Annotated in this window: 22 protein-coding genes; 15 read left to right on the top strand and 7 right to left on the bottom strand. The window is 71.6% G+C overall.

Annotated elements, in window-relative coordinates; translation table 11 throughout:
• Positions 1-156 precede the first annotated feature (156 nt).
• From xseA to ACN9M0_RS23725, 3 genes are all read left to right on the top strand, one after another.
• A complete protein-coding gene (gene xseA / locus ACN9M0_RS23735; RefSeq protein WP_366036285.1) occupies positions 157-1374 on the top strand; it encodes an exodeoxyribonuclease VII large subunit in 1218 nt (405 codons plus the stop codon).
• 49 nt (positions 1375-1423) lie between these two features.
• A complete protein-coding gene (locus tag ACN9M0_RS23730) occupies positions 1424-1690 on the top strand; it encodes an exodeoxyribonuclease VII small subunit (RefSeq protein ID WP_366036284.1) in 267 nt (88 codons plus the stop codon).
• 260 nt (positions 1691-1950) lie between these two features.
• Positions 1951-2541, top strand: a complete 591-nt coding sequence (locus ACN9M0_RS23725; RefSeq protein WP_366036283.1) for a malonic semialdehyde reductase — start codon at positions 1951-1953, stop codon at positions 2539-2541.
• A gap of 66 nt (positions 2542-2607) precedes the next feature.
• On the opposite strand, the gene ACN9M0_RS23720 is transcribed toward ACN9M0_RS23725, so the two are convergent.
• Positions 2608-3141: a DUF4245 domain-containing protein gene (locus ACN9M0_RS23720; RefSeq protein ID WP_366036282.1), complete on the bottom strand. Its 534-nt coding sequence runs from the start codon at positions 3139-3141 to the stop codon at positions 2608-2610.
• A 117-nt stretch (positions 3142-3258) separates the two neighbouring features.
• On the opposite strand from ACN9M0_RS23720, the gene glpX reads away from it, so the two are divergent.
• Positions 3259-4293: a class II fructose-bisphosphatase gene (gene glpX / locus ACN9M0_RS23715; protein ID WP_366036281.1), complete on the top strand. Its 1035-nt coding sequence runs from the start codon at positions 3259-3261 to the stop codon at positions 4291-4293.
• 101 nt (positions 4294-4394) lie between these two features.
• Here glpX and ACN9M0_RS23710 read toward each other — a convergent pair whose 3' ends face one another.
• Both ACN9M0_RS23710 and ACN9M0_RS23705 read right to left on the bottom strand, forming a co-directional pair.
• Positions 4395-4766, bottom strand: coding sequence for a WhiB family transcriptional regulator (locus tag ACN9M0_RS23710; protein WP_366036280.1), 372 nt, complete (start codon positions 4764-4766; stop codon positions 4395-4397).
• Positions 4767-5033: 267 nt separating this feature from the next.
• Positions 5034-5753, bottom strand: a complete 720-nt coding sequence (locus tag ACN9M0_RS23705; RefSeq protein ID WP_366036279.1) for a DUF1707 SHOCT-like domain-containing protein — start codon at positions 5751-5753, stop codon at positions 5034-5036.
• Between the two features lie 445 nt (positions 5754-6198).
• Here ACN9M0_RS23705 and ACN9M0_RS23700 point away from each other — a divergent pair, with 445 nt between their 5' ends.
• Positions 6199-7869, top strand: coding sequence for a fumarate hydratase (locus ACN9M0_RS23700; protein WP_366036278.1), 1671 nt, complete (start codon positions 6199-6201; stop codon positions 7867-7869).
• 176 nt (positions 7870-8045) lie between these two features.
• A complete protein-coding gene (locus tag ACN9M0_RS23695; protein ID WP_399701170.1) occupies positions 8046-8693 on the top strand; it encodes an HAD family acid phosphatase in 648 nt (215 codons plus the stop codon).
• A gap of 5 nt (positions 8694-8698) precedes the next feature.
• Here ACN9M0_RS23695 and ACN9M0_RS23690 read toward each other — a convergent pair whose 3' ends face one another.
• The gene (locus tag ACN9M0_RS23690; protein WP_366036276.1) at positions 8699-9208 is read right to left on the bottom strand and encodes a dirigent protein; all 510 of its coding nucleotides are present in this window, start codon (positions 9206-9208) and stop codon (positions 8699-8701) included.
• A 116-nt stretch (positions 9209-9324) separates the two neighbouring features.
• On the opposite strand from ACN9M0_RS23690, the gene ACN9M0_RS23685 reads away from it, so the two are divergent.
• Positions 9325-9957 (top strand): lipoprotein, encoded by a 633-nt coding sequence (locus tag ACN9M0_RS23685; RefSeq protein WP_426404160.1) that lies wholly within the window; start codon positions 9325-9327, stop codon positions 9955-9957.
• 110 nt (positions 9958-10067) lie between these two features.
• Here ACN9M0_RS23685 and ACN9M0_RS23680 read toward each other — a convergent pair whose 3' ends face one another.
• The gene (locus tag ACN9M0_RS23680) at positions 10068-11597 is read right to left on the bottom strand and encodes a ricin-type beta-trefoil lectin domain protein (protein WP_426404159.1); all 1530 of its coding nucleotides are present in this window, start codon (positions 11595-11597) and stop codon (positions 10068-10070) included.
• A gap of 107 nt (positions 11598-11704) precedes the next feature.
• Here ACN9M0_RS23680 and ACN9M0_RS23675 point away from each other — a divergent pair, with 107 nt between their 5' ends.
• The 3 genes from ACN9M0_RS23675 (at position 11705) to ACN9M0_RS23665 (ending at position 16280) form a co-directional block, all read left to right on the top strand.
• Positions 11705-13105 (top strand): class II fumarate hydratase, encoded by a 1401-nt coding sequence (locus tag ACN9M0_RS23675; protein ID WP_426404158.1) that lies wholly within the window; start codon positions 11705-11707, stop codon positions 13103-13105.
• 116 nt (positions 13106-13221) lie between these two features.
• On the top strand, positions 13222-13887 hold the full coding sequence (gene fomD, locus ACN9M0_RS23670; RefSeq protein ID WP_426404157.1) for a cytidylyl-2-hydroxypropylphosphonate hydrolase: 666 nt from the start codon (positions 13222-13224) through the stop codon (positions 13885-13887).
• Positions 13888-14198: 311 nt separating this feature from the next.
• Complete coding sequence (locus tag ACN9M0_RS23665) at positions 14199-16280, top strand: SpoIIE family protein phosphatase (protein WP_399701178.1); 2082 nt, start codon at positions 14199-14201, stop codon at positions 16278-16280.
• Positions 16281-16340: 60 nt separating this feature from the next.
• Here the strand turns inward: ACN9M0_RS23665 and ACN9M0_RS23660 are convergent, their stop codons facing one another.
• Complete coding sequence (locus ACN9M0_RS23660) at positions 16341-18563, bottom strand: transglycosylase domain-containing protein (RefSeq protein ID WP_426404156.1); 2223 nt, start codon at positions 18561-18563, stop codon at positions 16341-16343.
• Between the two features lie 358 nt (positions 18564-18921).
• Here ACN9M0_RS23660 and ACN9M0_RS23655 point away from each other — a divergent pair, with 358 nt between their 5' ends.
• The 3 genes from ACN9M0_RS23655 to ACN9M0_RS23645 are packed head-to-tail and all read left to right on the top strand — an operon-like array spanning position 18922 to position 22495.
• Complete coding sequence (locus tag ACN9M0_RS23655) at positions 18922-19446, top strand: PadR family transcriptional regulator (protein WP_366036269.1); 525 nt, start codon at positions 18922-18924, stop codon at positions 19444-19446.
• Positions 19443-20126, top strand: coding sequence for an ABC transporter ATP-binding protein (locus ACN9M0_RS23650; protein ID WP_399701182.1), 684 nt, complete (start codon positions 19443-19445; stop codon positions 20124-20126). The genes ACN9M0_RS23655 and ACN9M0_RS23650 overlap by 4 nt, the downstream gene beginning before the upstream one ends.
• A complete protein-coding gene (locus tag ACN9M0_RS23645; protein WP_426404155.1) occupies positions 20123-22495 on the top strand; it encodes an FtsX-like permease family protein in 2373 nt (790 codons plus the stop codon). The genes ACN9M0_RS23650 and ACN9M0_RS23645 overlap by 4 nt, the downstream gene beginning before the upstream one ends.
• 82 nt (positions 22496-22577) lie before the next feature.
• On the opposite strand, the gene ACN9M0_RS23640 is transcribed toward ACN9M0_RS23645, so the two are convergent.
• Positions 22578-23552 carry a hydrogen peroxide-inducible genes activator gene (locus ACN9M0_RS23640; RefSeq protein ID WP_366036266.1) on the bottom strand — a complete coding sequence of 325 codons (975 nt, stop codon included), beginning with the start codon at positions 23550-23552 and terminating at the stop codon, positions 22578-22580.
• A gap of 132 nt (positions 23553-23684) precedes the next feature.
• Between ACN9M0_RS23640 and ACN9M0_RS23635 the strand changes: the two genes are divergently transcribed.
• Entirely contained in the window at positions 23685-24239 is a 555-nt protein-coding gene (locus tag ACN9M0_RS23635; protein WP_366036265.1) for a peroxiredoxin, read from the top strand.
• Between the two features lie 13 nt (positions 24240-24252).
• Positions 24253-24786 (top strand): alkyl hydroperoxide reductase, encoded by a 534-nt coding sequence (locus ACN9M0_RS23630; RefSeq protein ID WP_017239860.1) that lies wholly within the window; start codon positions 24253-24255, stop codon positions 24784-24786.
• Positions 24787-24830: the final 44 nt, after the last annotated feature.

Below are 24830 nucleotides of genomic sequence, written 5' to 3'. Positions count from 1 at the left end.
ATCGGCGCGGTGCGGACGCGCCGCGTGCGTCCCGCCTTGTGCGTCGGGCCGCGTGCGTCGGGACAGGTGGTCGCGCCGCCGTGCGGCCCCGCCCTCGTGCGCCCCGGACCGCCGCGCGCCCCTGACGTTGTCGTACCGCGCGGTTACGCTCGGTCCATGGGTCTGACTACGTCCGCCGAAGCGCCGCTTCCCGTCGGTGAGGTCTCCCGGCTGATCGGGGGGTGGATCGACCGGCTCGGGGCGATCTGGGTCGAGGGGCAGATCACGCAGCTGTCGAGGCGCCCGGGCGCCGGGGTCGTCTTCCTGACGCTGCGCGATCCCTCGTACGACATCTCCATCGGCGTCACCTGCTACCGCCAGGTCTTCGACGCGGTCGCGGACGTCGTCTCGGAGGGTGCCCGGGTCGTCGTGCACGCCAAGCCCGAGTGGTACGCGCCGCGCGGGCAGCTGTCGCTGCGGGCGGTGGAGATCAAGCCGGTCGGGATCGGCGAGCTGCTCGCCCGTCTCGAGCAGCTGAAGCGGAGCCTCGCCTCGGAGGGGCTGTTCGCGCTCGACCGGAAGAAGCCGCTGCCGTTCCTGCCGCACCTCGTCGGCCTGGTCTGCGGCCGCGCCTCGGCGGCCGAGCGGGACGTCCTGGAGAACGCGCGCCGTCGCTGGCCCGCCGTCCGCTTCGAGGTGCGGAACGTGGCGGTGCAGGGCGTGAAGGCGGTCCCGCAGGTCGTCCAGGCGGTCAAGGAGCTGGACGCGCACGAGGACGTCGACGTGATCATCGTGGCGCGGGGCGGCGGCAGCGTCGAGGACCTGCTGCCGTTCTCGGACGAGCAGCTGATCCGGGCGGTGGCCGAGTGCCGTACGCCGGTGGTGTCCGCGATCGGGCACGAGCCGGACTCGCCCCTGCTCGACCTGGTGGCGGATCTGCGCGCCTCGACGCCGACGGACGCGGCCAAGAAGGTCGTCCCGGACGTCGGCGAGGAGCTGGACCGGGTGCGGGGGCTGCGCGACCGGGCGCTGCGGACCGTACGCGGCCTGCTGGAGCGGGAGGAGCGCGGCCTCGCGCACGCGCTCGCGCGGCCCGTCATGGAGCATCCGCAGCGCATGGTCGAGGTCCGCGAGGACGAGCTGGCGGCGCTCCTCGCGCGGAGCCGGCGGGTCCTCGGGCACCTCCTCGACCGGGCGGACTCGGAGCTGTCGCACACGCGCGCGCGGGTCCGGGCGCTGTCGCCGGCCGCGACGATGGAGCGGGGGTACGCGGTGCTCCAGCGGTCGGACGGGGCGGTGGTCCGCTCCCCCGAGGAGGTCGCGGAGGGCGAGGAGCTGCGGGCCAGGGTCGCCGAGGGCGAGTTCACGGTGCGGCGCGTGGCCGACCCGGCCTGAGCGGGCCGGCGGGTCGGGAAGAGAACGGACACGGAGGATGGAGCGGCAGATGGCAGCGGGTACGGGTACGAGCACGGACGCGGGCGCGGAAGAGGCGGCCCTCGGATACGAGCAGGCGCGGGACGAGCTGATCGAGGTCGTCCGGCGGCTCGAGGCGGGCGGGACGTCGCTGGAGGAGTCCCTCGCGCTCTGGGAGCGCGGCGAGGAGCTGGCGAAGGTCTGCCGGCGCCGGCTGGAGGGGGCGCGGGCCCGGCTCGACGCCTCGCTGGCGGCGGAGCGGGCGGCCGAGGCGGAGGCGGAGGGCGGGGACGAGTAGCACCGCGCCTCGTCTCAAAGGGCCCGGACCAGGCGTCTCAAGGGGCCCGGCCAGCCGCGTCGAGGGCCCCGGACCAGGCGCGCCGAGGGCCCCGGACCAGGCGCGCCGCACGGCTCGCGCCGTACCGGCGTAGACTCCGAGTGAAGCGGATCACTATCCGGATGGATTAGTTGAAACTTCACCAATCATGCGCGTACTGTCGAGACATCGCTTGAACCCCGTACGAGCGACCCCCCTTTGCAGTCCGGAAGGTACGCAGCATGTCTCTCGCCCTTGACGCCGTCGCCCAGGACCTCCTCTTCCGTGAGGCCCGCACCGCCAACACCTTCACCGACGAGCCGGTGACCGACGAGCAGGTCCAGGCGATCTACGACCTGGTGAAGTACGGCCCGACCGCCTTCAACCAGACCCCGCTGCGCATCACCCTGGTCCGCTCCCCCGAGGCCCGCGAGCGCCTGGTCAAGCACATGGCCGAGGGCAACCAGGCGAAGACCGCCGCCGCCCCGCTGGTCGCGATCCTCTCCGCCGACAACGAGTTCCACGAGGACCTCCCGGCCCTGCTCCCGCACTTCCCGCAGGCCAAGGACATGTTCTTCGCCGAGCGCCCGGTCCGCGAGGGCTCCGCGCTGCTGAACGCCGCCCTCCAGGCCGCGTACTTCATCGTGGGCGTCCGCGCCGCCGGCCTGGCCGCCGGCCCGATGACCGGTCTGGACTTCGCCGGCCTCCAGAAGGAGTTCCTGGACGACGACCACACCCCGCTGATGGTCGTCAACATCGGCAAGCCGGGCGAGGACGCCTGGTTCCCGCGCTCCCCGCGCCTGTCCTACGACGAGGTCGTCACCACCGTCTGAGCCTGACGGAACGCGAGAAGGGCCCCGCACTCATGGAGTGCGGGGCCCTTTCCGTACGTGTGGGTGTCAGACCTTCTTCGACTGGAGCGAGCCCGCCATCTCGGCCAGCCGCTCGAAGGAGGCCGTGCCGGTCACCACGGTCGTCGCGCCGTTATCCGTGCGGACGAGCGCGTCGTACTTCGGGCCCTCCCAGCGCTGCCACACCCGGCCGGCCACCATCTGGGTCTTCCCGGTGTTCTTCGCCTTCTGGGTCACCTCGGGCACGAACTTCCCCGGTTCGGCCGTCGACTGGTTGACGGCCACGTACTGGGTGTCCGGGGAGAGGAATCCCAGCTGCCAGGCGTCGGCCTTGTCCCGCTTGTACGAGACGACCGTCGCCTTCCAGCCCTCCCCGAGACCCTCGGGGGCCAGCACCGGATAGGGCGCCGCCCGCTGGGCCGTCAGGAGCTCGACCCGGTAGTCCTTCGCCTTGACCGGGTCCGCGCCCTCGTCGTGCGGGATGAAGAGATACATCACGCCCGCGGCGACCATGATCACCCCGAGGGACTGGAACATCCCGCGTACCGTCTGCCTACCTCGCATACCTGCCACGCCCACCATGGTCGCATCATGGTGTTGTGCTCATACGTGGGCCCCTCTGCTCATTTTGTCGACGTACCGATAGAGTCGCAGCACCCTCTTTTTTCCGGCCGTCGCCGTACAGAAAGGTGCGTTCCGATGACCGAGCACCACCATCTTCCGCCCGAGCTTGTCGTTTCTCCCGAGGCGCCCGACCGCAACCTCGCCCTGGAGCTGGTCCGGGTCACCGAGGCCGCAGCCATGGCCGCCGGCCGCTGGGTCGGCCGCGGCGACAAGATCGGCGCGGACGGGGCGGCGGTCAACGCCATGCGGACCCTGATCTCCACCGTCTCGATGAACGGCGTCGTCGTCATCGGCGAGGGCGAGAAGGACGAAGCCCCGATGCTGTTCAACGGCGAGCGGGTCGGCGACGGCACCGGCGCCGAGGTCGACATCGCCGTCGACCCGATCGACGGCACCACGCTCAACGCCAAGGGCATGCCGAACGCGATCGCCGTCCTGGCCGCCGCCGACCGCGGCACCATGTTCGACCCGTCCGCGGTCTTCTACATGGACAAGCTGGTCACCGGCCCCGAGGCCGCCGACTTCGTCGACATCAACGCCCCCGTCTCGGTCAACATCCGCCGGGTCGCCAAGGCGAAGAACTCCGCGCCCGAGGACATCACGGTCGTCATCCTGGACCGCCCCCGTCACGAGGGCATCGTCAAGGAGATCCGCGAGACCGGCGCCCGGATCAAGTTCATCTCGGACGGCGACGTCGCCGGTTCGATCATGGCCGTCCGCGAGGGCACCGGCGTCGACATGCTCATGGGCATCGGCGGCACGCCCGAGGGCATCATCTCCGCCTGCGCCATCAAGTGCCTCGGCGGTGTCATCCAGGGCAAGCTGTGGCCGAAGGACGAGGCCGAGCGCCAGAAGGCCATCGACGCGGGCCACGACCTGGACCGGGTGCTCTCCACGAACGACCTGGTCAGCGGCGACAACGTGTTCTTCGTCGCCACCGGCATCACCGACGGCGAGATCCTGCGCGGAGTGCGCTACCGCGCCGAGACGGCGACCACGCAGTCGCTGGTCATGCGCTCGAAGTCCGGCACGATCCGCCAGATCGACTCGACGCACCGGCTCTCGAAGCTGCGCGCGTACAGCCAGATCGACTTCGACCGGGCCAAGTAACCGTCCGTCCGGACGGACGGCGACGGCACGAAGAGGGGCGCCCCCATGTGCGGTGGGGGCGCCCCTTCCCGTACGGACCGGGGGAAAGCTCCGTGCTTCCGTCAGCCCGCCTGGGCGATCCGCTCGGTCGCGGCCGCCTTCCGCAGCTCCACCTCACGCCGACGGCGCCGGGCGAGGACGACACGGCGCTCCGCCGCCGTGAGCCCGCCCCACACCCCGTACGGCTCGGGCTGGAGCAGCGCGTGCTCCCGGCACTCGACCATCACGGGACAGCGCGCGCAGACCCGCTTGGCGGCCTCCTCGCGGGCGAGCCGCGCGGCGGTCGGCTCCTTGGACGGCGCGAAGAAGAGCCCGGCCTCGTCCCGGCGGCACACCGCCTCCGCGTGCCAAGGACCGCCCTCGTCCTCCCGGGCAGGGACGCGCTGAGGGGGTACGGCGGCGACCTGGAGGGGCTGATGCGGCGGTTGCAGCACGGTCTACTCCTGACGACGGCTTCGCGAGCGAGCGGCGATGCACCAGCCCTACCCGCTGTGCGCGCGCCTATGCACTGCGTGCCGCGCCGTTCCGCACTGCGGATACCCGAGGGCGAATTCCGGTCACCCCCGGGACCCGGCCCCCGAAGACCGGAACCGGAGCCCGGCATCCGTGCCCGGCGTCCGTGCCCGGCGTCAGTGGCCGGCGTCAGTGGCCGGCGTCAGTGGCCGGCGTCAGTGGCCGACGCTCGTGCCCGACGCCCGGCGTCAGTGGCCGAGGTGCTTGCGGAGCTTGCCCTGGAGGTCGGTGATCCACTTGCCGCGCTTGGGTCTCGCCTCGACGTTCCCGAAGACCGAGTAGCCGTTGATCACGACGACCGGGGCCTGCGGGTCGACCCCTTCCAGGGTCACGACCTCGAAGTTCCCGAAGATGCCGCTGCCGCTGCCGCGCAGGCTGATGTTCTCCGGGACCCGCACCTCGACGTTGCCGAAGATGGAGGTGGCGTTGATCGTGGTCAGCCGCTGGGCGAAGATCGCCTCGGTCAGGTCGACCTCGATGTTCCCGAAGAGCGCGAAGGCGTTCGTCCGGCGGCTCACCCGCCAGCGGCCCTTGCGGGTGGTACTGGAGAAGATCGCGACGAGGTTGTCGGCGGGGCCCTCGGGGTCGTCGGAGCCCCAGGCGAAGGCGGGTTCGGCCTCGCGGGCGGTCCGGGCGCCCGGCAGGTCGCGGACGATCGGCTCCAGCTCGCCGACGGTCTTGGCCCGGTAGACCGCGTCGATCCGGTCCGAGTGCTCCTCCGCGTCGAGGCGTCCCTCGGCCAGGGCGTCCCTGAGGATGTCCGCGATCCGGTCCCGGTCCGCGTCCGAGGCCCGCAGCGAGCCCTGCGGATCGGCGAAGGCGGGCTCGGTGAGAGCGGGCTCGGCGGGGGCGGCCGGCCGCTGCGGCTGCGGCTGCTTCTCGGGTTCGGGCTGCTTTTCGAGGTCCACGGAGTCAGCGTAGCGAAACGCGATAGATCGCAACCAGGGGGAGACACCCTGGTCCCGTCCCCTAGGGGATGCCCCCGGCACGGCGCCCCGGCACCGCATCCGCCACCCCGCCCCGCCACCCCGTCCCGGCACCCCGCCCGGGCGCCGAACCGGCGCGCGGGACCGGCGGGTCGAAGCCACGCCGGAATCCCGTACCTACCACCCGACACCGCCCGATCCACCGCCCGATCCCCACCCGTTCCACCGCCCGACCTGCCGCCCGACCGCCGCCGTCTCCCTGCCGGCCGGAGGTCCGGCCGTAGGGAAACACGCCATTCCGGTGCGGTCCCGGCGGCCAGTGAGCCTTACCTCACAGGATCCGGACCGCCCCCGCGTCATACGCTGGACAGCGGCGCCGCCAACGGAGGCGGTGCCGCTGTCTGCCGAGTGAGGAATGGCCGCCGTCATGCCTGAGTTTGCGTACTCCGATCTGCTCCCCCTGGGAGAGGACACCACGCCCTACCGCCTGGTGACCTCCGAAGGTGTCTCCACCTTCGAGGCCGACGGGCGTACGTTCCTCAAGGTCGAGCCGGAGGCGCTGCGCAAGCTGGCCGGGGAAGCCATCCACGACATCCAGCACTTCCTGCGCCCGGCCCACCTGGCCCAGCTGCGGCGGATCATCGACGACCCGGAGGCCTCGGGCAACGACAAGTTCGTCGCGCTCGACCTCCTGAAGAACGCGAACATCGCCGCCGCCGGCGTGCTCCCCATGTGCCAGGACACCGGCACCGCGATCGTCATGGGCAAGCGCGGGCAGAACGTGCTGACCTCCGGCCGCGACGAGGAGGCCCTGTCCAAGGGCATCTACGACGCGTACACCAAGCTGAACCTGCGCTACTCGCAGATGGCCCCGGTGACCATGTGGGAGGAGAAGAACACCGGCTCGAACCTGCCCGCGCAGATCGAGCTGTACGCGACCGACGGCGGCGCGTACAAGTTCCTCTTCATGGCCAAGGGCGGCGGCTCGGCCAACAAGTCCTTCCTCTACCAGGAGACCAAGGCGGTCCTCAACGAGGCCTCCATGATGAAGTTCCTGGAGGAGAAGATCCGCTCGCTCGGCACGGCCGCCTGCCCGCCGTACCACCTGGCGATCGTCGTCGGCGGCACGAGCGCCGAGTTCGCGCTGAAGACCGCGAAGTACGCCTCCGCGCACTACCTGGACGAGCTGCCCACCGAGGGCTCGGCCGAGACCGGCCACGGCTTCCGTGACAAGGAGCTGGAGGAGAAGGTCTTCGAGCTGACGCAGAAGATCGGCATCGGCGCGCAGTTCGGCGGCAAGTACTTCTGCCACGACGTCCGTGTCGTCCGTCTCCCCCGCCACGGCGCCTCGCTGCCCGTCGCGATCGCCGTCTCCTGCTCGGCCGACCGTCAGGCCGTCGCGAAGATCACCGCCGAGGGCGTCTTCCTGGAGCAGCTGGAGACCGACCCGGCGCGCTTCCTGCCGGAGACGACCGAGGAGCACCTCTCCGCCGACGAGGACGTCGTGAAGATCGACCTCAACCAGCCGATGGACGAGATCCTCGCGGAGCTGACCAAGTACCCGGTCAAGACCCGGCTGTCGCTGAGCGGCCCGCTGGTCGTGGCGCGCGACATCGCGCACGCCAAGATCAAGGAGCGCCTGGACGCGGGCGAGGAGATGCCGCAGTACCTGAAGGACCACCCGGTCTACTACGCGGGCCCCGCGAAGACCCCCGAGGGCTACGCCTCCGGCTCCTTCGGCCCGACGACGGCCGGCCGCATGGACTCGTACGTGGAGCAGTTCCAGGCGGCGGGCGGCTCGAAGGTCATGCTGGCCAAGGGCAACCGCTCGCAGCAGGTCACGAACGCGTGCGGCGCGCACGGCGGCTTCTACCTGGGCTCGATCGGTGGCCCGGCGGCCCGTCTCGCGCAGGACTGCATCAAGAAGGTCGAGGTCGTCGAGTACGAGGAGCTCGGCATGGAGGCGGTCTGGAAGATCGAGGTCGAGGACTTCCCGGCCTTCATCGTCGTCGACGACAAGGGCAACGACTTCTTCCAGAACCCGGCGCCCGAGCCGACCTTCACGCACATCCCGGTGCGCGGCCCCGGTCTCGGCTGACCGTCCCGGCTTCCGGAACCCCCTGGTCCGCCCGGACCGGGGGGTTTCGTCGTGCCCGGTCGTCGATCTTCGCTCAGAAAGTGGCTACCGACCGGTAGCCCTCTCGTCACCTACTGGCCAGTATGGGTCGCGAGCATGTCAATCACTGAGCCGGTTCGACCTCTCGGGAGCCCCCCATGCCCTCCGTGCCCTCCGTGCCCTCCGCCAAGGCCACCGCCACGGCCGCCACCGCCCTCGGCCTGACGGCCCTCCTCGTCGTCGGCGCGGCGCCCGCCGCCTCCGCCGCCGACCCGGACACCCACCTCACGTCGGCCGCGGCCCTCGCGGACGTCGACTACACGACCTGGCGCCGCGACGTGGCGGCCGTCGTCGCCGAGGCCCGCCCGTACATCGAGGCGCGCGCCGAGAACGCCGGCCGCGAGAAGCAGGCCATCGTCCTCGACATCGACAACAGCTCCCTGGAGACGGACTTCCACCCGTTCTGGGAGCTGCCGACCCCGGCGATCGCCGACGTGCGCACGCTCGTCCGCGACGCCCACGCGCGCGGGGTTGCCGTCTTCTTCGTCACCGCCCGGCCCGGGATCATCTACTCCCTGACGGACTGGAACCTGAAGAAGTCCGGCTACCCGGTCGACGGCCTGTACGTGCGCTCGCTTCCCGACCTGTTCTCCGAGGTCAGCGCGTACAAGACCGAGAAGCGCGCCGAGATCGAGGCCAAGGGCTACACGATCATCGCGAACATCGGGAACAACACGACCGACCTCGTCGGCGGCCACGCCGAGCGCACGTTCAAGCTCCCGGACTACGGCGGCAAGCTCTCGTAACGGGCTCAGCGCGTGGTGATGTGGAACTCCATCCGCTCGTAATCCCCGTCCGGGGTCGTACGGATGTAGCCACGCGCGTCCTTGAAGTCGCCCGTGCCGCCGGTGACGGCGACGTCGTAGGCGGCCGGCGTCTCGTTCGTGGTGTCGAAGGTGGTGAGGGCCTGGGCGGTGAGCTGTCCGCCCGGACCGCCGTTCAGGACGAAGGTGCCGACGCAGTTCACGTCGGCCTGGTCCCCGGAGACGCGCACCACGGCGCAGGTCGCGCCGTCGCGGCCGACCTTTTCTCCGCCCTTGGTCTTGTACAGGTCGTCGGCGATCGTGAAGACGTCCCCGACCTTCGGCGGCGGACCGCTCTCGTCGGCTCCCGCGGCCGGGACCTCCTTGGCGTAGAGCGTGAACTCGAACCCGTCTCCGTCGTCGGCGGAGACGGGCGCGGCGGCGGTGAAGGAGACGGCCGCGACGGCCGCGACCGTGCAGACGCCGAGCGCGCCGGTCCTCCTGAAGCTGCGGATCATGTCCTGCCTCCCGTGGGATGGGGTCCCCCTCGGCACGCTTCACATTGTCCGGCGATCACCGCCGTCTCGCCCGTTCGGCGCAATCCCGGGCCGCCCGGTCGGGGATCATGGGCGCCATGCCAGAGAGAGCACGACCGATGCGTACGGCCGTCCCCGCCGCCCTGGTGGCGGCGGCCGGGCTGCTGCTGACCGCCTGCGGGACGACCGCGAAGCCCGACACCACGGCGGCCCCGCAGAAGACCACCGCCACGAAGACCACCGCCCCCGCCGCCACGCTCGGCGGCCCCGGGACGGCCTGCGTGCTACCCGTCTCCTTCGGGCTCGCGGCGGACTGGAAGCCGGAGGCGATCAAGAACCCGGAGGACCCGGAGTTCGCCGAGCTGACCCGGCAGGGCCCGGCCGTCATGCGCTGCGAGGTCGACGCCAAGCCCGCGGGGAACATCGGCTACCTGCGGGTGTGGACGGCCGCGAAGGGCCCCGCCCGGGCCGCTCTCGAGGGCTTCGTGAAGGCGGCGGACAAGCCCTCCGCCATCAACTACCGCGAGACGCAGGCGGGCGCGCTGGCCGCCACCGAGGTCACGTACACGACGCACAGCGAGCTCACGGACGAGACCAAGGAGGAGCGGGCCTTCGCGGTCACCACCCCGAAGGGGACGGTCATCGTCCACCTCGGCGGTCTCGACACCGAAGAGCACCGCGCGATGCTCCCCGCCTACGAGCTGGCGAAGAGCACGACGAAGGCGCTCTAGACACTCTGGACACTCAAGACGCGCAAGACGCTCTGGACATGACCGTGGCCCCCGTCCCGCACCGGACGGAGGCCACGGCGTTCCTGAGGAAGGCCTTACACGAAGGGGCCTTACACGAACTTCTGGTTCGCGGAGCCGTCGCAGGTCTGGAGCCGGATCGGCTCCTTCGCCGCGCCCTGGGTGAGGCACAGCCCGGCCGAGGCGGCGGGGCGGAGGGTGGCGCCGTCACGGATGAACTTCTGGTTGGCGGCGCCGCTGCAGTTCCAGATGATGAGCGCCTTGCCGGCCTGGTAGACGGCGCCCGGCACGTCCAGGCAGCGGTCCTGGGTGAGCTGGGTGTGGACGGTCTGCCGCGTGGAGTCGTACCACCAGCCCTGGTTGCGGCCGCCGTGGCAGTCCCAGCCGAGGACGGCGGTGCCGTTGGCGGACTCGGCCGCGTTGACGTCCATGCAGTTGCCGGTCGCCTGGTTCTTCAGGGGCTTGTACGCGTCGTCCCAGGCGACCGGGAAGAGCGTCGGGGTGCCGGAGGAGTTGACGTCGGCGCAGCTCGCCTCGCGCAGGCCCGAGTTGTAGATCTGGGTCAGGCAGGACGCGAAGGCGCCGTGGCCGCTCTTGTTGGGGTGGAAGGACTGGCGTACGGAGTTCTCGTCGAGGCCGCCGGGCTTGGAGAGGTCGATGTAGAGGCCCCGGGCCCAGGTGTCCTCCATGCAGACCTCGTGGCCGTTGAAGAGCCGCGAGTTGTCGAGGAAGACGGCCCCGGTGTCGGCGGCGACCGTGCGCATGCCGCGCTCGAAGGCGGGAACGGCGGTGTTGCGGCCCCACTTGGTGTCGGAGTCGTATCCCATGCCGCCGCAGATCAGCTTGCCGGGGAAGTTCGGGTTGTCGTAGAAGTCGGGGCCGATCGGGCTGGGGTAGCCCATGACGACGAGCTTGTAGTCGCCGTCGGCGTATCCGGCGTCGCGCATGACGGTCTTCAGGTCGCGGACCGTCTGCTCGACCTTGGGGACGAGTCCGTCGACGCGGGCCTGCCAGCCGGGGGCGTACTTGGGCTCGCAGGTGCCCTGGATGAGCACGTAGCGCTCGACGCAGTCGGTCATGACGGGCCCGAACTGCAGGTCGTCGTTGGCGCCGGCGACGAGCAGGACCATCTTGATCCGGGTGTTGCGGGCCTTGACCGCGAGGTTGTCGCTCTGGACGAGCTCGTCGGCGTACTGCTTGGAGCCTCCGATCCGGATGTTGCCGGTGTACGCACCGGAGCAGGCCACGTTGAAGGTGAGGTCCGCGGGGATGCCGGTGCGGTGGATCGCGGCGTCCGGGGAGCGGTGGCACCAGTTGGTGGGCCCGTTGGTCGGGGACTCGTACGTGCCGACGCCCTCGCCGGAGATCTCGCTGTCGCCGAGCGAGATCAGGCCGGTCCTGCGCTCGGCGAGCGGGCGCTCCTCGGGGCTGCCGTAGATCTTGGTCGCCTCGGCTGCCCGGATCGCCTCCAGCTCGGGAGAGAGCGGTACGGAGGTGATTCCGGTCGTCGTGCTCGTGTCGGCCGCGCCGGCGGGGGCGGCGGCGGTCATGCTGCCGAGGGCCGCCGCGGCGGCGGCGACGGCCGCGACGGGCCAGCGGAGTCTGTACCTGGTGCGCTTCACTGCGCCTCCTGGAAGTGGGGTTACCCACGGTTTTTACTGGCCGGTACGCGCCTTGGGAATACATCGAACAAGACAAGTGCTCATCTTCTATCGGAGGTTGACAGACCATGAGCAACGAAGACGGCTACCGGATCGAACACGACTCCATGGGCGAGGTGCGGGTGCCCGCGCACGCCAAGTGGCGGGCCCAGACCCAGCGGGCGGTGGAGAACTTCCCGATCTCGGGCCAACACCTGGAGCGCGCCCACATCGAGGCCCTGGCCCGGATCAAGGCCGCCGCCGCCAAGGTGAACGCCGAGCTCGGGGTGATCGAGAAGGACCGCGCGGAGGCCATCGTCTCGGCGGCGGAGGAGGTCGCCGAGGGGCGCTGGGACGAGCACTTCCCCGTGGACGTCTTCCAGACCGGCTCGGGCACCTCGTCCAACATGAACACCAACGAGGTGATCGCCACCCTCGCCACCGAGCGGCTCCCCGAGGGGCGCGAGGTCCACCCCAACGACCACGTCAACGCCTCGCAGTCCTCGAACGACGTCTTCCCCTCCTCCATCCACATCGCGGCCACCGGCGCCGTCACCCGCGACCTGATCCCCGCCCTCGATCACCTGGCCGCCGCCCTGGAGCGAAAATCGGCCGAATTCACGTCGGTGGTGAAGTCCGGCCGTACGCATCTGATGGACGCCACCCCGGTCACCCTGGGCCAGGAGTTCGGCGGCTACGCGGCCCAGGTCAGGTACGGTGCCGAGCGGCTGCGCGCCGCGCTCCCCCGGCTCGCGGAGCTCCCCCTCGGCGGTACGGCGGTGGGCACCGGCATCAACACCCCGGCCGGCTTCTCCGCGGCCGTCATCGCGGAGGTCGCCCGCGCGACCGGGCTGCCGCTGACCGAGGCCCGCGACCACTTCGAGGCCCAGGGCGCCCGCGACGGCCTGGTGGAGACGTCCGGGCAGCTCCGGACCATCGCCGTCTCCCTCACCAAGATCGCCAACGATCTGCGCTGGATGGCCAGCGGCCCGCGCACCGGCCTCGCCGAGATCAACCTCCCCGACCTCCAGCCCGGCTCCTCGATCATGCCCGGCAAGGTGAACCCGGTGATCCCCGAGGCGGTCCTGATGGTCGCCGCGCAGGTGACCGGAAACGACACCACGGTGGCGGTGGCGGGAGCGGCCGGGAACTTCGAGCTCAACGTGATGCTGCCGGTGATGGCGAAGAACCTCCTGGAGTCCGTACGGCTGCTCGCCAACGCCTCCCGGCTGCTCGCCGACCGCACGGTCGACGGGATCACCGCGAACGTGGAGCGCGCCCGCGAGTACGCCGAGTCCTCGCCGTCCGTGGTCACCCCGCTGAACAAGCACATCGGCTACGAGGAGGCGGCCAAGGTCGCGAAGAAGTCCCTCGCCGAGCGGAAGACCATCCGCGAGGTGGTCATCGAGTCCGGCTACGTCGAGCGGGGCGACCTCACGGTCGAGCAGCTCGACGAGGCGCTCGACGTGCTGCGGATGACGCACCCGTAGGACCGTCCTGACGCGGAAGCGGCGCCAGGTGACCGGCCGGTAGCGACCGGCCGGTAGCCGACTCCTCCGTGATCTGTGCCGCAGCGGTCGTGGGAGCGCGCCCCTAAGATCTGCGCATGACAGGATCGGGCGGCTCTCCACACTGGGCGCCGGGGGAGCACATCCTCTGGCGCTACCGCGGCAACGGCACCGGCGCGGTGCACATCTGCCGGCCGGTGACGGTCGTCCAGGACACGCCTGAACTGCTCGCGGTCTGGATGGCGCCCGGCACCGAGTGCGTCCGGCCCGTCCTCGCCGACGGCACCTCCGTGCACGACGAGCCGCTCGCCACCCGGTACACCGCCCCGCGCACCACCGAGCGCGCCCGCTGGGCCGGCAGCGGGGTGCTGAAGCTGGCCCGGCCCGGCGAACCGTGGTCGGTGTGGCTCTTCTGGGAGCGTGGCTGGCGCTTCCGCAGCTGGTACGTGAACCTGGAGGAGCCGCGGACCCGTTGGTCCGGCGGCCTCGACTCCGAGGACCATTTCCTCGACATCTCCGTCTACCCCGACCGCAGCTGGCTGTGGCGGGACGAGGACGAGTTCGCGCAGGCCCAGCGCTCCGGCCTGATGAGCCCCGCTCAGGCCGCCCGGGTGCGGGCCGCCGGGGAGCGGGCGGTGGAGCGGATCAAGACGTGGGGGACGCCGTTCGCGGACGGTTGGGAGGAGTGGCGGCCCGATCCGGCATGGCGGGTCCCGGAGCTGCCGGCGGACTGGGATCGCACTCCGGTGCACACGGCGCCGTGAGACCCTTGATGCGCCCCCGGGGTTCAAACGTAGGATCGTCCTCCGCACGGCAGAGACGCACCGGACTCCACGACGGACCGACCGAACAGCACGTCAACGACTCAGCACAGCGCAGGACCTGACCAGAAGTCATCCACGAGGGGGAGAGCAGTGCCGGACGTGCGCCCGGGTGTTCCGACCCCTGCCGTTGCCGCAGCTCGCGGAACGTCCAGATCCGCTGCATACGAGGGGTTTACCCCCGCCGAAGGCGCGGCATCGGCGAGAAGAGCGAGTGCATCGCACCACCGGCCCGGACGGACGGAACCCCACGCGTGACGGAGCATCCCACCTCCCACGAAGGCCGGCAGCCCCTGGCTGCCCGGTCGCAGGAACGCGCGCGCCCTCGCCAGGAGGCGGCGGCCGGCCTGCCCTCCGACGTGCCCGCCCAGTCGGGCGGCCCGGCGGCCCCCGCGACTCCGGGCCCGGAAGCGCCCAAGTCACCCACGCCACCCACCGGCCCGGACGCCCCCGGCGGTACGGGTCACCCGAGCGCTCCCGGCGGTGCCGACCACCCCGGCGGCACGAACCACCCGACCACGCCCGGCGGTACGAACCACCCGACCACGCCCGGCGGTACGGGCCACCCCGGCACCCCCGGCGCCGTGGCCGTCGCCGTCTCCCCGCAGCACCCCGGCGCCGGGGTCCGCGGCGGGGACATCGCGGCCCGGCGGGAGGGCGACCGGCTGCGGTTCGTCGGGGCCGCGACCCGGCGCATCGCACGCGGCATCGACCTGGACGAGATCGTCCTCGGCCTGTGCCGGGCCACCGTGCCGACCTTCTCCGACGAGATCCTGGTCTACCTCCGCGACCCGCTCCCGGTGGGCGACGAGCGGCCGGTGGCGCCGTTCGTGCTGCGGCTGCGCCGCACCGACCGGCTCCGGTTAAGCGATCTGGAGGGCGAGGAGCTCGTCCTCGTACCCGATCCGGATCCGACCCCCGCAGCCGAACTCTGCGAGGTGCGGTCCGGCGGGGCGCTGGCCGAGGTGCTGCGCGGGGTGCGGCCGGTCTTCGGCGACTCCGCGGCCGCCAAGGCGGCGCTGACCGAGCTGCTCGGCCCCGAGCACCCGCTGCCCGGCGGGCTGCGCGCGGTCCTCGCGCCGCTGCGCGGCCGGCGCCGGGTGATCGGCGCCGCCGTGTTCCTGCGCCGCCCCGAGCGGGCCGGCTTCGAGCCGAACGACCTGCTCGTCGCGGCGCAGTTGGCCACGCACACGGCGCTCGGCATCGACAAGGCCGTGCTGTACGGCCGTGAGGCGTACATCGCGGACGAGCTCCAGCGGACGATGCTGCCGGACTCGCTGCCGCAGCCGACCGGCGTCAAGCTGGCCTCGCGCTACCTGCCCGCGGCCGAGACGGCCCGGGTCGGCGGCGACTGGTACGACGCGATCCCGCTGCCCGGCAGCCGGGTCGCCCTGGTCGTCGGCGACGTCATGGGCCACTCCATGACGTCGGCGGCGATCATGGGCCAGCTGCGCACCACGGCGCAGACCCTGGCCGGTCTCGACCTGCCCCCGCAGGAGGTCCTGCACCACCTGGACGAGCAGGCGCAGCGGCTCGGCCAGGACCGGATGGCGACCTGCATGTACGCGGTGTACGACCCGGTCTCGCACCGGATCACCGTCGCCAACGCGGGCCATCCGCCGCCGATACTGCTCCACCTGGGCGGCCGTGCCGAGGTGCTGCGGGTGCCGCCCGGCGCCCCGATCGGGGTCGGCGGGGTGGACTTCGAGGCGGTCGAGCTGGACGCCCCGGCCGGCGCCACCCTGCTGCTCTACACGGACGGTCTGGTCGAGTCCCGGCTGCGGGACGTGTGGACGGGGATCGAGCAGCTGCGGGAGCGTCTCGCGGCGACCGCGCAGCTGACGGGTCCTGACCACTCGCCGCCCCTGGAGGCGCTCTGCGACGACGTCCTCGACATGCTGGGCCCGGGCGACCGGGACGACGACATCGCGCTGCTCGCGGCCCGGTTCGACGGGATCGCGCCGAGCGATGTGGCGTACTGGTTCCTGGAGCCGGAGGACGCGGCCCCGGGGCGGGCCCGGCGGCTCGCCCGGCGGGCGCTCGCCCGCTGGGACCTGGAGGAGCTGACGGACTCGGTCGAGCTGCTGATCAGCGAGGTCGTGACGAACGCCGTGCGGTACGCGGAGCGGCCGGTGACGCTGCGGCTGCTCCGTACGGACGTGCTGCGCTGCGAGGTCGGCGACGACTCCCCGCAGCTGCCCCGGCAGCGGCGGGCGCGCGACACGGACGAGGGCGGCCGCGGGCTCTTCCTGGTGAACCGGCTGGCCCGGCGGTGGGGGGCGACCCGGCTCTCGGGCGGCAAGGTGGTCTGGTTCGAGCTGGCGACCCGTACCTGAGCCCCCACCCCATGACCGAAGGCCGGACCCCACGAGGGGGTCCGGCCTTCGGTCGTGTCGTCAGCGCGGCGGGCGGGTGGTGCTGTCCAGGCCCGGGTCGCCACCGGCGTCCGGCGGCTGGATCGTCGTCGGCGGGGCCGTCGGCGGCTCCTCGGTGGCCGTCGGCTCCTGGGTGGGCTCCGGCGGCGTGGTGACGGGGTCGCCCGTGGGCTGCGGCGGCGTGGTGGCCGTCGAGGTCGGCGGGGGCGTCGGGCCCGTGGGGGCCGTGGTCGGCGCCTCGGTCGGCTCCTCCGGGTCCGGGCTCTCGGTGGTCCGGGTGGGTTCCGGCAGCGTGTCGTCCGGGGCGGCGCCGTCGGTCTCCAGGTCGAAGGAGGCGTCCGAGCCGCCGTTCAGCGCGCGCTCGGTGTAGTCGCCCCAGATCTGGGCGGGCGTGCGGCCACCGTTGGCACGGCCGGGGTTGATGGTGTCGGTGAGGGTGACCTGGTTGCCCTTGGCGTCCTCGCCGAAGAGGCCGACGGCGGTGACGAGTTCGGGGGTGTAGCCCACGAACCAGGCGGACCGGTTGTTCTCGGAGGTGCCGGTCTTGCCCGCGGCCTCGTAGTCGCCGGCGGCGCGGAAGCCGGAGCCGTTCTGCACGACGCCCGTCATGGCCTGGGTGGCGGTGTCGGCGGCCTCGCGGCTGATGACCTGGTCGCCGATCGCCTGGGCGCCGTCGACCGTGCGGTCCTTGTGCTCGGCGGCCTTCACGAGGGTCGGGGTGACCTTCTTGCCGTGGTTGTCGAGCGTGGCGTAGGCGCCGGCCATGTCCATGGTCGAGGCGCCCATCGTGCCCAGGGAGATGGCGGGGGTCTCGGGGAAGCCGGCGCCGTCCTTCAAGCCGAGGGCGAGGGCGGTCTTCTTGGCCTTGGCCGGGGTGACGTCCACGATCATCTGGGCGAAGACCGAGTTGATCGAGCTGTTGGTGGCCTTCTGGACGTTGACGGGGCCGTAGCTCTCGTCGTCCTCGTTCTCCGGCGCGAACTTGATGGGGCTGCCGACGACCGGGCGCTGACTGGTGCCGTCGTAGATCGTGCCGAGGCCGATCTTCCGCCCGTCCTGGGTGACCGCGCGGTTGTCGACGGCGGAGGCGAGGACGATCGGCTTGAAGGTGGAGGCGGGCTGGTAGTCGCGGCGGGTCGCGTTGGACATCCAGTGCTCGGTGGCACCGACGCCGCCGTAGAGGGCGACGACCGCGCCGGTCTTCGGGTCGACGGAGGTGGCACCGGCCTGGACGGTGGCCTGCTTCTCGTCGCCCTTGCGGTCGAGCTTGTCCTCCAGCTGCTTGTCGACCGCCTTGACGAGGTCCTTCTGCTTCTTCTCGTCGATGTTGAGGGTGATCGTCCAGCCGCCGGCCTTGATGTCCTCCTCGCTGACGCCCTGGCGCATCAGCTCCTGGTTGGCGGCCTCGACGATGTATCCGGTCTGGCCCTCCATGCCGGGGGCTGGCTTGGGCTTCTGCGGGACGGGGAACTTCAGGCCGGCGCGCTCGGACGGGCTGAGCCAGCCCTCGCCGACCATGTTGTCGAGGACGTAGTTCCAGCGCTCCTCGACGAGCTTGCGGCCGGTGGTGCTCGCGGAGGTCCAGTCGTACTGGTTGGGCGCCTGGAGCAGCGAGGCGAGGTAGGCGCCCTGGGCGGTGGTGAGCTGGGTGGCGTCGACGCCGTAGTACGAGCGGGCGGCGGCCTGGATGCCGTAGGCGCTGCGGCCGTAGTAGCTCGTGTTCATGTACCCGGCGAGGATGTCGCTCTTGCTCATCTTCTGGTCGACCTTGATGGCGATGACCATTTCCTTGAGCTTGCGCGTCGCCGTCTGGTCCTGGCTCAGAAAGTAGTTCTTGACGTACTGCTGGGTGATCGTCGAGCCACCCTGCTTGCCCTTGCCGGTGACGGTGTTCCAGGCGGCGCGGGTGGTGCCCATGATGTCGACGCCGTGGTCCTTGTAGAAGGACTTGTTCTCGGCGGCGACGAACGCCTTCTGGACCTGGAGGGGGATCTTCTCCAGGCCGACGATCTCGCGGTTGATCTTGCCGGTGCGGGCGAGGATCTTGCCGTCGGAGTACTTGTAGATGTTGCTCTGCATCGTCGCCTCGGCGTTGGCCGACGGCACCGGGACCATCAGGTAGACGACGTAGAGGGCGCCCATGCCGAGCAGGCAGAACACGAAGAAGGTGCCCAGGAGCTTCTTCCAGGTGAAGAGGCGGCGTATGCCGCGCTTCTTCGCCTTGCCCTTGTCCGGTCGGCCCATGTGTCCCGTCGCTCCGCTCGTCGTGTGTCCGGCGCCCTCGGTGCTGAGCCCGTCCGCGCCGGATCAGCTCAGCAAGCTAACACCGACGAGACGGACAAAGGACAACCGATCACGTCTTTTCCGGACGTGAGAATCAGCACCCACGCCCAGAGGAACCGACGCTCGGGCGGACCGGATGGTTGCGTGAGGGACTCGTTCCGCTTAGTGACCGGCGGCCGCGCACGTGGGTGATCGTCAGCAGAACATGTGGGTGCGCGGCGGCCGGACGCGTGGGCGCACGGCGGCCGGACACGTGGTGCGAGGCGGCCGGACACGTCGCTATACACCGCACGTATACACCCCGTGTACAGTGACGTTCATGTCCATCGGTCACACCCTGCTCGGGCTCCTGGAGTCCGGACCGCGCCACGGCTACGACCTCAAGCGCGCCTTCGACGAGAAGTTCGGCCAGGACCGGCCGCTCCACTACGGCCAGGTCTACTCGACCATGTCCAGGCTCCTGAAGAACGGCCTCGTGGTCGTCGACGGCATCGAGGCCGGCGGCGGCCCGGAGCGGAAGCGGTACGCGATCACCGAGGCCGGCATCACCGATGTCGCCCGGTGGCTCGCCACCCCCGAGAAGCCGGAGCCGTACCTCCACTCCACCCTCTACACCAAGGTCGTCCTGGCCCTGCTCACCGGCCGCGGGGCCGCCGAGCTCCTCGACACCCAGCGCGGCGAGCACCTGCGTCTGATGCGCGAGCTCACCCGGCGCAAGCGGGACGGCGACCTCGCCGACCAGCTCATCTGCGACCACGCCCTCTTCCACCTGGAAGCGGACCTGCGCTGGCTGGAACTGACCGCCGCCCGCCTCGACGCGCTCGCCGAGGAGGTCCGCCGATGAGCTCCGCCCCGCTCCTGCGCGCCACCGGCCTGGACAAGGCCTACGGCCCGACCCCGGCGCTCGCGGGCGCCGACTTCGCGCTCCGGGCCGGCGAGGTCGTCGCCGTCATGGGCCCCTCCGGCTCCGGCAAGTCCACGCTCCTCCACTGCCTGGCCGGAATCGTCCGCCCCGACGCCGGCACCATCACCTACGACGGGCGCGAGCTCACGGCCCTCTCCGACGCCGGCCGCAGCGCCCTGCGCCGTACCGACTTCGGCTTCGTCTTCCAGTTCGGCCAGCTCGTCCCCGAGCTGACCTGCGCCGAGAACGTCGCCCTCCCGCTCCGCCTGAACGGCGAGAGGCGGAAGGCGGCCGAGGCCAGGGCCACCGAATGGCTCGCCCGCCTGGAGGTCGACGGCGTCGCGGGCAAGCGCCCCGGCGAGATATCCGGCGGCCAGGGCCAGCGCGTCGCCGTCGCCCGTGCCCTCGTCACCGCGCCGCGCGTGATCTTCGCCGACGAGCCGACCGGCGCGCTCGACTCCCTCAACGGCGAGCGGGTCATGCGGCTCCTCACCGACGCCTCCCGGGACACCGGCGCCGCCGTCGTCCTCGTCACCCACGAGGCCCGGGTCGCCGCGTACTCCGACCGCGAGGTCGTCGTACGGGACGGCTCGGTGCGGGACTCGGAGTGGGCGGCATGAGCCTCGGCACCTGGGCCCGCGACCTGACGCTCGGCGCCCGGTTCGCGGTCACCGGCGGCCGCTCCGGCCTGCTCCGCACCCTGCTGACGGCAACTGGCGTCGGCTTCGGCGTGGCCCTGCTGCTGCTCGCCGCCTCCTTCCCGAACATGCTCTTCCAGCGGGAGGTACGGGAGTCGGTCCGCGCCGTCGACGGCAGCGAACAGGTCACCTCGCCCCGCCCCGACTCCTTTCTCCACCTCGGCCGGACCACCGTCTACCGCGACGACGTCATCAGCGGTCTGCTGCTGCGCCCCGAGGGCGACGCGCCTCCGCTCCCGCCGGGCGCCAAGGCCTTCCCCGGGACCGGCGAGATGCTGGTCTCCCCCGCGCTCGGCGCACTGCTCGACTCCCCCGAGGGCGCCCTGCTCAAGGAACGGCTCCCCTACGAGGCCGTCGGCACGATCGGACCCGCCGGACTCATCGGCCCGGCCGAACTGCGGTACGTCGCCCACGTCGACTTCCTCGACGCGGAGAACCTCGACGGGCGCGGCACGCGCTACGGCTGGTCGGTGCCGGAGGAACCGATGAACGCGTTCCTGATCCTCCTCGTCGTCGTCGCCTGCGTCGTCCTGCTCCTCCCGGTGCTGGTCTTCATCGCGACCGCCGTCCGCTTCGGCGGCGAGCAGCGCGACCGGCGGCTCGCGGCGCTCCGGCTGATCGGCGCGGACACCGCCACGACCCGGCGGATCGCGGCCGGCGAGTCCCTCGCGAGCGCACTGCTCGGCCTCCTGGTGGGCCTCGGACTCTTCGCGGTGGCCCGGCAGTTCGCGGGGGCCTTCACGATCTGGGACGTCAACGCCTACCCCGGCGACGTCGTGCCGATGGCCACGCTCACCGTGCTCGTCCTCGCCGTCGTCCCGGTCGCCTCGGTCGTGGTCACCCTCTTCGCGCTGCGCGGGGTGGCGATCGAACCCCTCGGCGTCGTCCGGACCTCCACCCCGCGCCGCCGCCGGCTGTGGTGGCGCCTCCTGCTCCTCGCGGCGGGCGCGGCCTTCCTCGTCCCGCTCATGGGCGAGGTCCGGATCACGCAGACCGGCATCGACTCCGTGGGGGTCGTGACCGGCACCACGCTCGCCCTGATCGGCCTCACCACGCTCCTGCCGTGGCTCGTCGAAGCGGGCGTGAAGCGGCTGCACGCCGGCCCGGTGGCCTGGCAGCTCGCGGTCCGCAGGCTCCAGCTGAGCAGCGGCACGGCGGCCCGCGCGGTCAGCGGGATCGTCGTCGCGGCGACCGGGGCGATCGCGCTCCAGATGCTCTTCCAGGCGATGGAGAACGACTTCACGCAGGTCAGCAGTGAGGACACCTCCCGCGCCCAGATCGCGTTCGGCGCCGACGCGAGGGACGCCGAGGACGCGCGCGGGATGATCGACCGCTTCCGGCGCACCGAGGGCGTCGCCGGTGTGATCGGGATCGTCGAGTCGCGCGTGTGGCGGCCCGGCCCGCTGAAGGAGGGCGAGGAGTTCGCCCCGATGTCCTCGATCCGGGTCGGCGACTGCGCCTCCCTGCGGGAGTTCGCCACGCTTCCCTCCTGCACGGACGGCGACGTCTTCGTCTTCCTCGCGCACGGCGCGCAGGGCAACCCGGACGACTCCTTCGTCACCAGGGCGGCGCGGCCCGGCGCCACGGTCGCCCTGCGCGACCCGCATCCGCACCCGAGCGCGCCGCAGCGCCCGAAGGGCGCCCCGCTGCCGCAGTGGCGCATCCCCACCACGGCCCGGATCGTGGACTCCCGCCCGGACCCGACCGGCATGTACGAGTACGGCGTCCTCGCCACCCCGTCGGCGATCGACACCGCCCTGCTCGACGAGCCCGACGCCCAGGCCATGGTCCGGCTCGACCCGGCCGTGCCCGACGCCGCCGACCACGTACGGAACACGGCGGCGGCCATCGATCCGACGTCCTGGGTGCGCACCCTGAAGGACACCGAGCGCGACGCGGCGTTCTCCAGCGTCCGCACCGGCATCCTCGTCGGCTCCACCCTGACGATGCTCCTGGTGGCGGCCTCGCTCCTGGTCGCGACCCTGGAGCAGCTCAGGGACCGCAAGCGGCTGCTCTCCTCGCTGGTCGCCTTCGGCACCCGGCGCTCGACCCTGTGCTGGTCGGTGCTGTGGCAGACGGCGGTGCCGATCCTCCTCGGGCTCGTGCTCGCCGTGGCGGGCGGTCTCGGCCTCGGCCTCGTGCTGCTGAAGATGGGCGGGCAGCCGGTGAACGACTGGTGGGCGTTCCTGCCCGTCGTCGGGATCGGCCTCGGGCTGATCGCGGCCGTGACGCTGCTGAGCATGCCGGTGCTGTGGCGGCTGATGCGGGCGGACGGGCTGCGGACGGAGTAACCCGCCGTTCGCATGTACGAGGGGGGCGTCGGGTCCTGGCACCGGGGGGTGCCAGGAACCGGCGCCCTTCACACGTACGAGGTCAGGAACCGCCGCCCACCATCCGTACCGGAAGCCGCTTCATCGCCCCGCGCAGGGCTTCCGCCAGCTCCTCGAACTCGGCGTGCCGGGCCGCGCCCGTCCGCATCGCGAGGGCGACCCGCCGCGAGGGCGCCGGTTCGGCGAAACTCCCGGTCCACAGCGCGGTGTTACGGGCGGTCTCGACGGTCACGGCGGTGCGCGGCAGCAGGGTCACCCCGAGACCGCCCGCGACCAGCTGGACCAGTGTCGCGAGCCCGGCGGCCGTGGTGGTGACCTCGGCGCCGTCGGTGCGCCCGGCCTCCCGGCAGATGTCGAGGGCCTGGTCGCGCAGGCAGTGCCCTTCGTCGAGGAGCAGCAGCCGGAGCTCCTTGAGGGCCTCGCGCGGGATGTCGTCCCGCCCGGCGAGCGCGTGGCCCTCGGGGGTGACCAGGACGAAGTCCTCGTCGAAGAGGGGGAGTTCGGTGACTCCGGGCACGCCGAGCGGCACGGCGAGCAGCAGCAGGTCGAGCCGGCCGGCGGTGAGCCCCTCCAGGAGCGAGGAGGTCTGCTCCTCGTGGACCTGGAGGTCGAGCTCGGGGTAACGGCGGTGGACCAGCCGCAGGACGGTGGGGAGCAGATAGGGGGCGACGGTCGGGATCACCCCGAGCCGCAGGACGCCGGTGAAGGGCGCCTGGGCCGCCTCCGCCTCCTCCATGAGCTCGGCCACCGCGTCGAGGACCGTCCGGGCGCGGACCGCGAGCCGCTCGCCCGCGGGCGAGAGCAGCACCTTCCGCGTCGTACGCTCGAGGAGCTGGACACCGAGTGCCTCTTCGAGGGCCGAAACCGCACCCGAGAGGGCGGGCTGGCTCATGCCGATGGCGGCGGCCGCGTCGCGGAAGTGCAGATGCTCGGCGACCGCCGCGAAGGCTCTGAGCTGCGAGAGGCTCGGCTGTTTTCCTCGGTGCGGGCCGCGCGGGGGGTTGTACGGGGATGCCACTGATAACCACCTTCGATCAACACGAGCCACACTAGCTATTTCACTGATCAATGCACCCCGTGCCAGTATGTGAGACGTCCAACCCCCACGGAAGACCTCAAAAGGGACCCTTCCACATTGCAAGGAGAGCGCGTGCTCACTGTCGGTGACAAGTTCCCCGCCTACGACCTGACCGCCTGCGTGTCGCTGGAGAGCGGCAAGGAGTTCGAGCAGATCGACCACAAGGCCTACGAGGGCAAGTGGCGCGTGGTGTTCTTCTGGCCGAAGGACTTCACCTTCGTCTGCCCGACCGAGATCGCCGCGTTCGGCAAGCTGAACGACGAGTTCGCCGACCGTGACGCCCAGATCCTCGGTGTCTCCGGCGACTCCGAGTTCGTCCACCACGCCTGGCGCAAGGACCACGCCGACCTGCGTGACCTGCCCTTCCCGATGCTCGCCGACTCGAAGCACGAGCTCATGAGCGACTGCGGCGTCCGCGGCGAGGACGGCTTCGCCCAGCGCGCGGTCTTCATCGTGGACCCGAACAACGAGATCCAGTTCGTCATGGTGACCGCCGGCTCCGTCGGCCGTAACCCCAAGGAGGTCCTGCGGGTCCTCGACGCCCTGCAGACCGACGAGCTCTGCCCGTGCAACTGGAACAAGGGCGAGGGCACCCTCGACGCCGCCGCCCTCCTCGCGGGCGAGTAAGGACGGATCCGACATGGCTCTCGACGAACTGAAGTCCGCCATACCGGACTTCGCCAAGGACCTGAAGCTGAACCTCGGTTCGGTCATCGGCAACAGCGACCTCCCGCAGCAGCAGCTGTGGGGCACCGTCCTCGCCTGCGCGATCGCCTCGCGCTCGCCGAAGGTGCTCAAGGAGCTGGAGCCCGAGGCCCAGGCCAACCTGAAGCCCGAGGCGTACCAGGCCGCCAAGTCCGCCGCCGCGATCATGGCGATGAACAACGTCTTCTACCGGACCCGGCACCTGCTGTCGGACCCCGAGTACGGGACGCTGCGCGCCGGCCTGCGGATGAACGTCATCGGCAACCCGGGCGTCGAGAAGGTCGACTTCGAGCTGTGGTCGCTGGCCGTCTCCGCGATCAACGGCTGCGGCCAGTGCCTGGACTCGCACGAGCAGGTCCTGCGCCAGGCCGGTGTCGACCGCGCCACGATCCAGGAGGCCGTGAAGATCGCCGCGGTGATCCAGGCGGTCGGCGTCACGCTCGACGCGGAAGCGGTCCTCGCCGAGTAGGGCGGAACCGTACGAGAAGGGCCCCGGGGCAGCACGCCCCGGGG

Source organism: Streptomyces sp. R-07, assembly GCF_049913175.1.
In the GTDB taxonomy this organism is placed as follows: domain Bacteria; phylum Actinomycetota; class Actinomycetes; order Streptomycetales; family Streptomycetaceae; genus Streptomyces.
The sequence above is the reverse complement of the archived record's forward strand: the minus strand, read 5'-3'. Positions and strand labels throughout refer to the sequence as shown.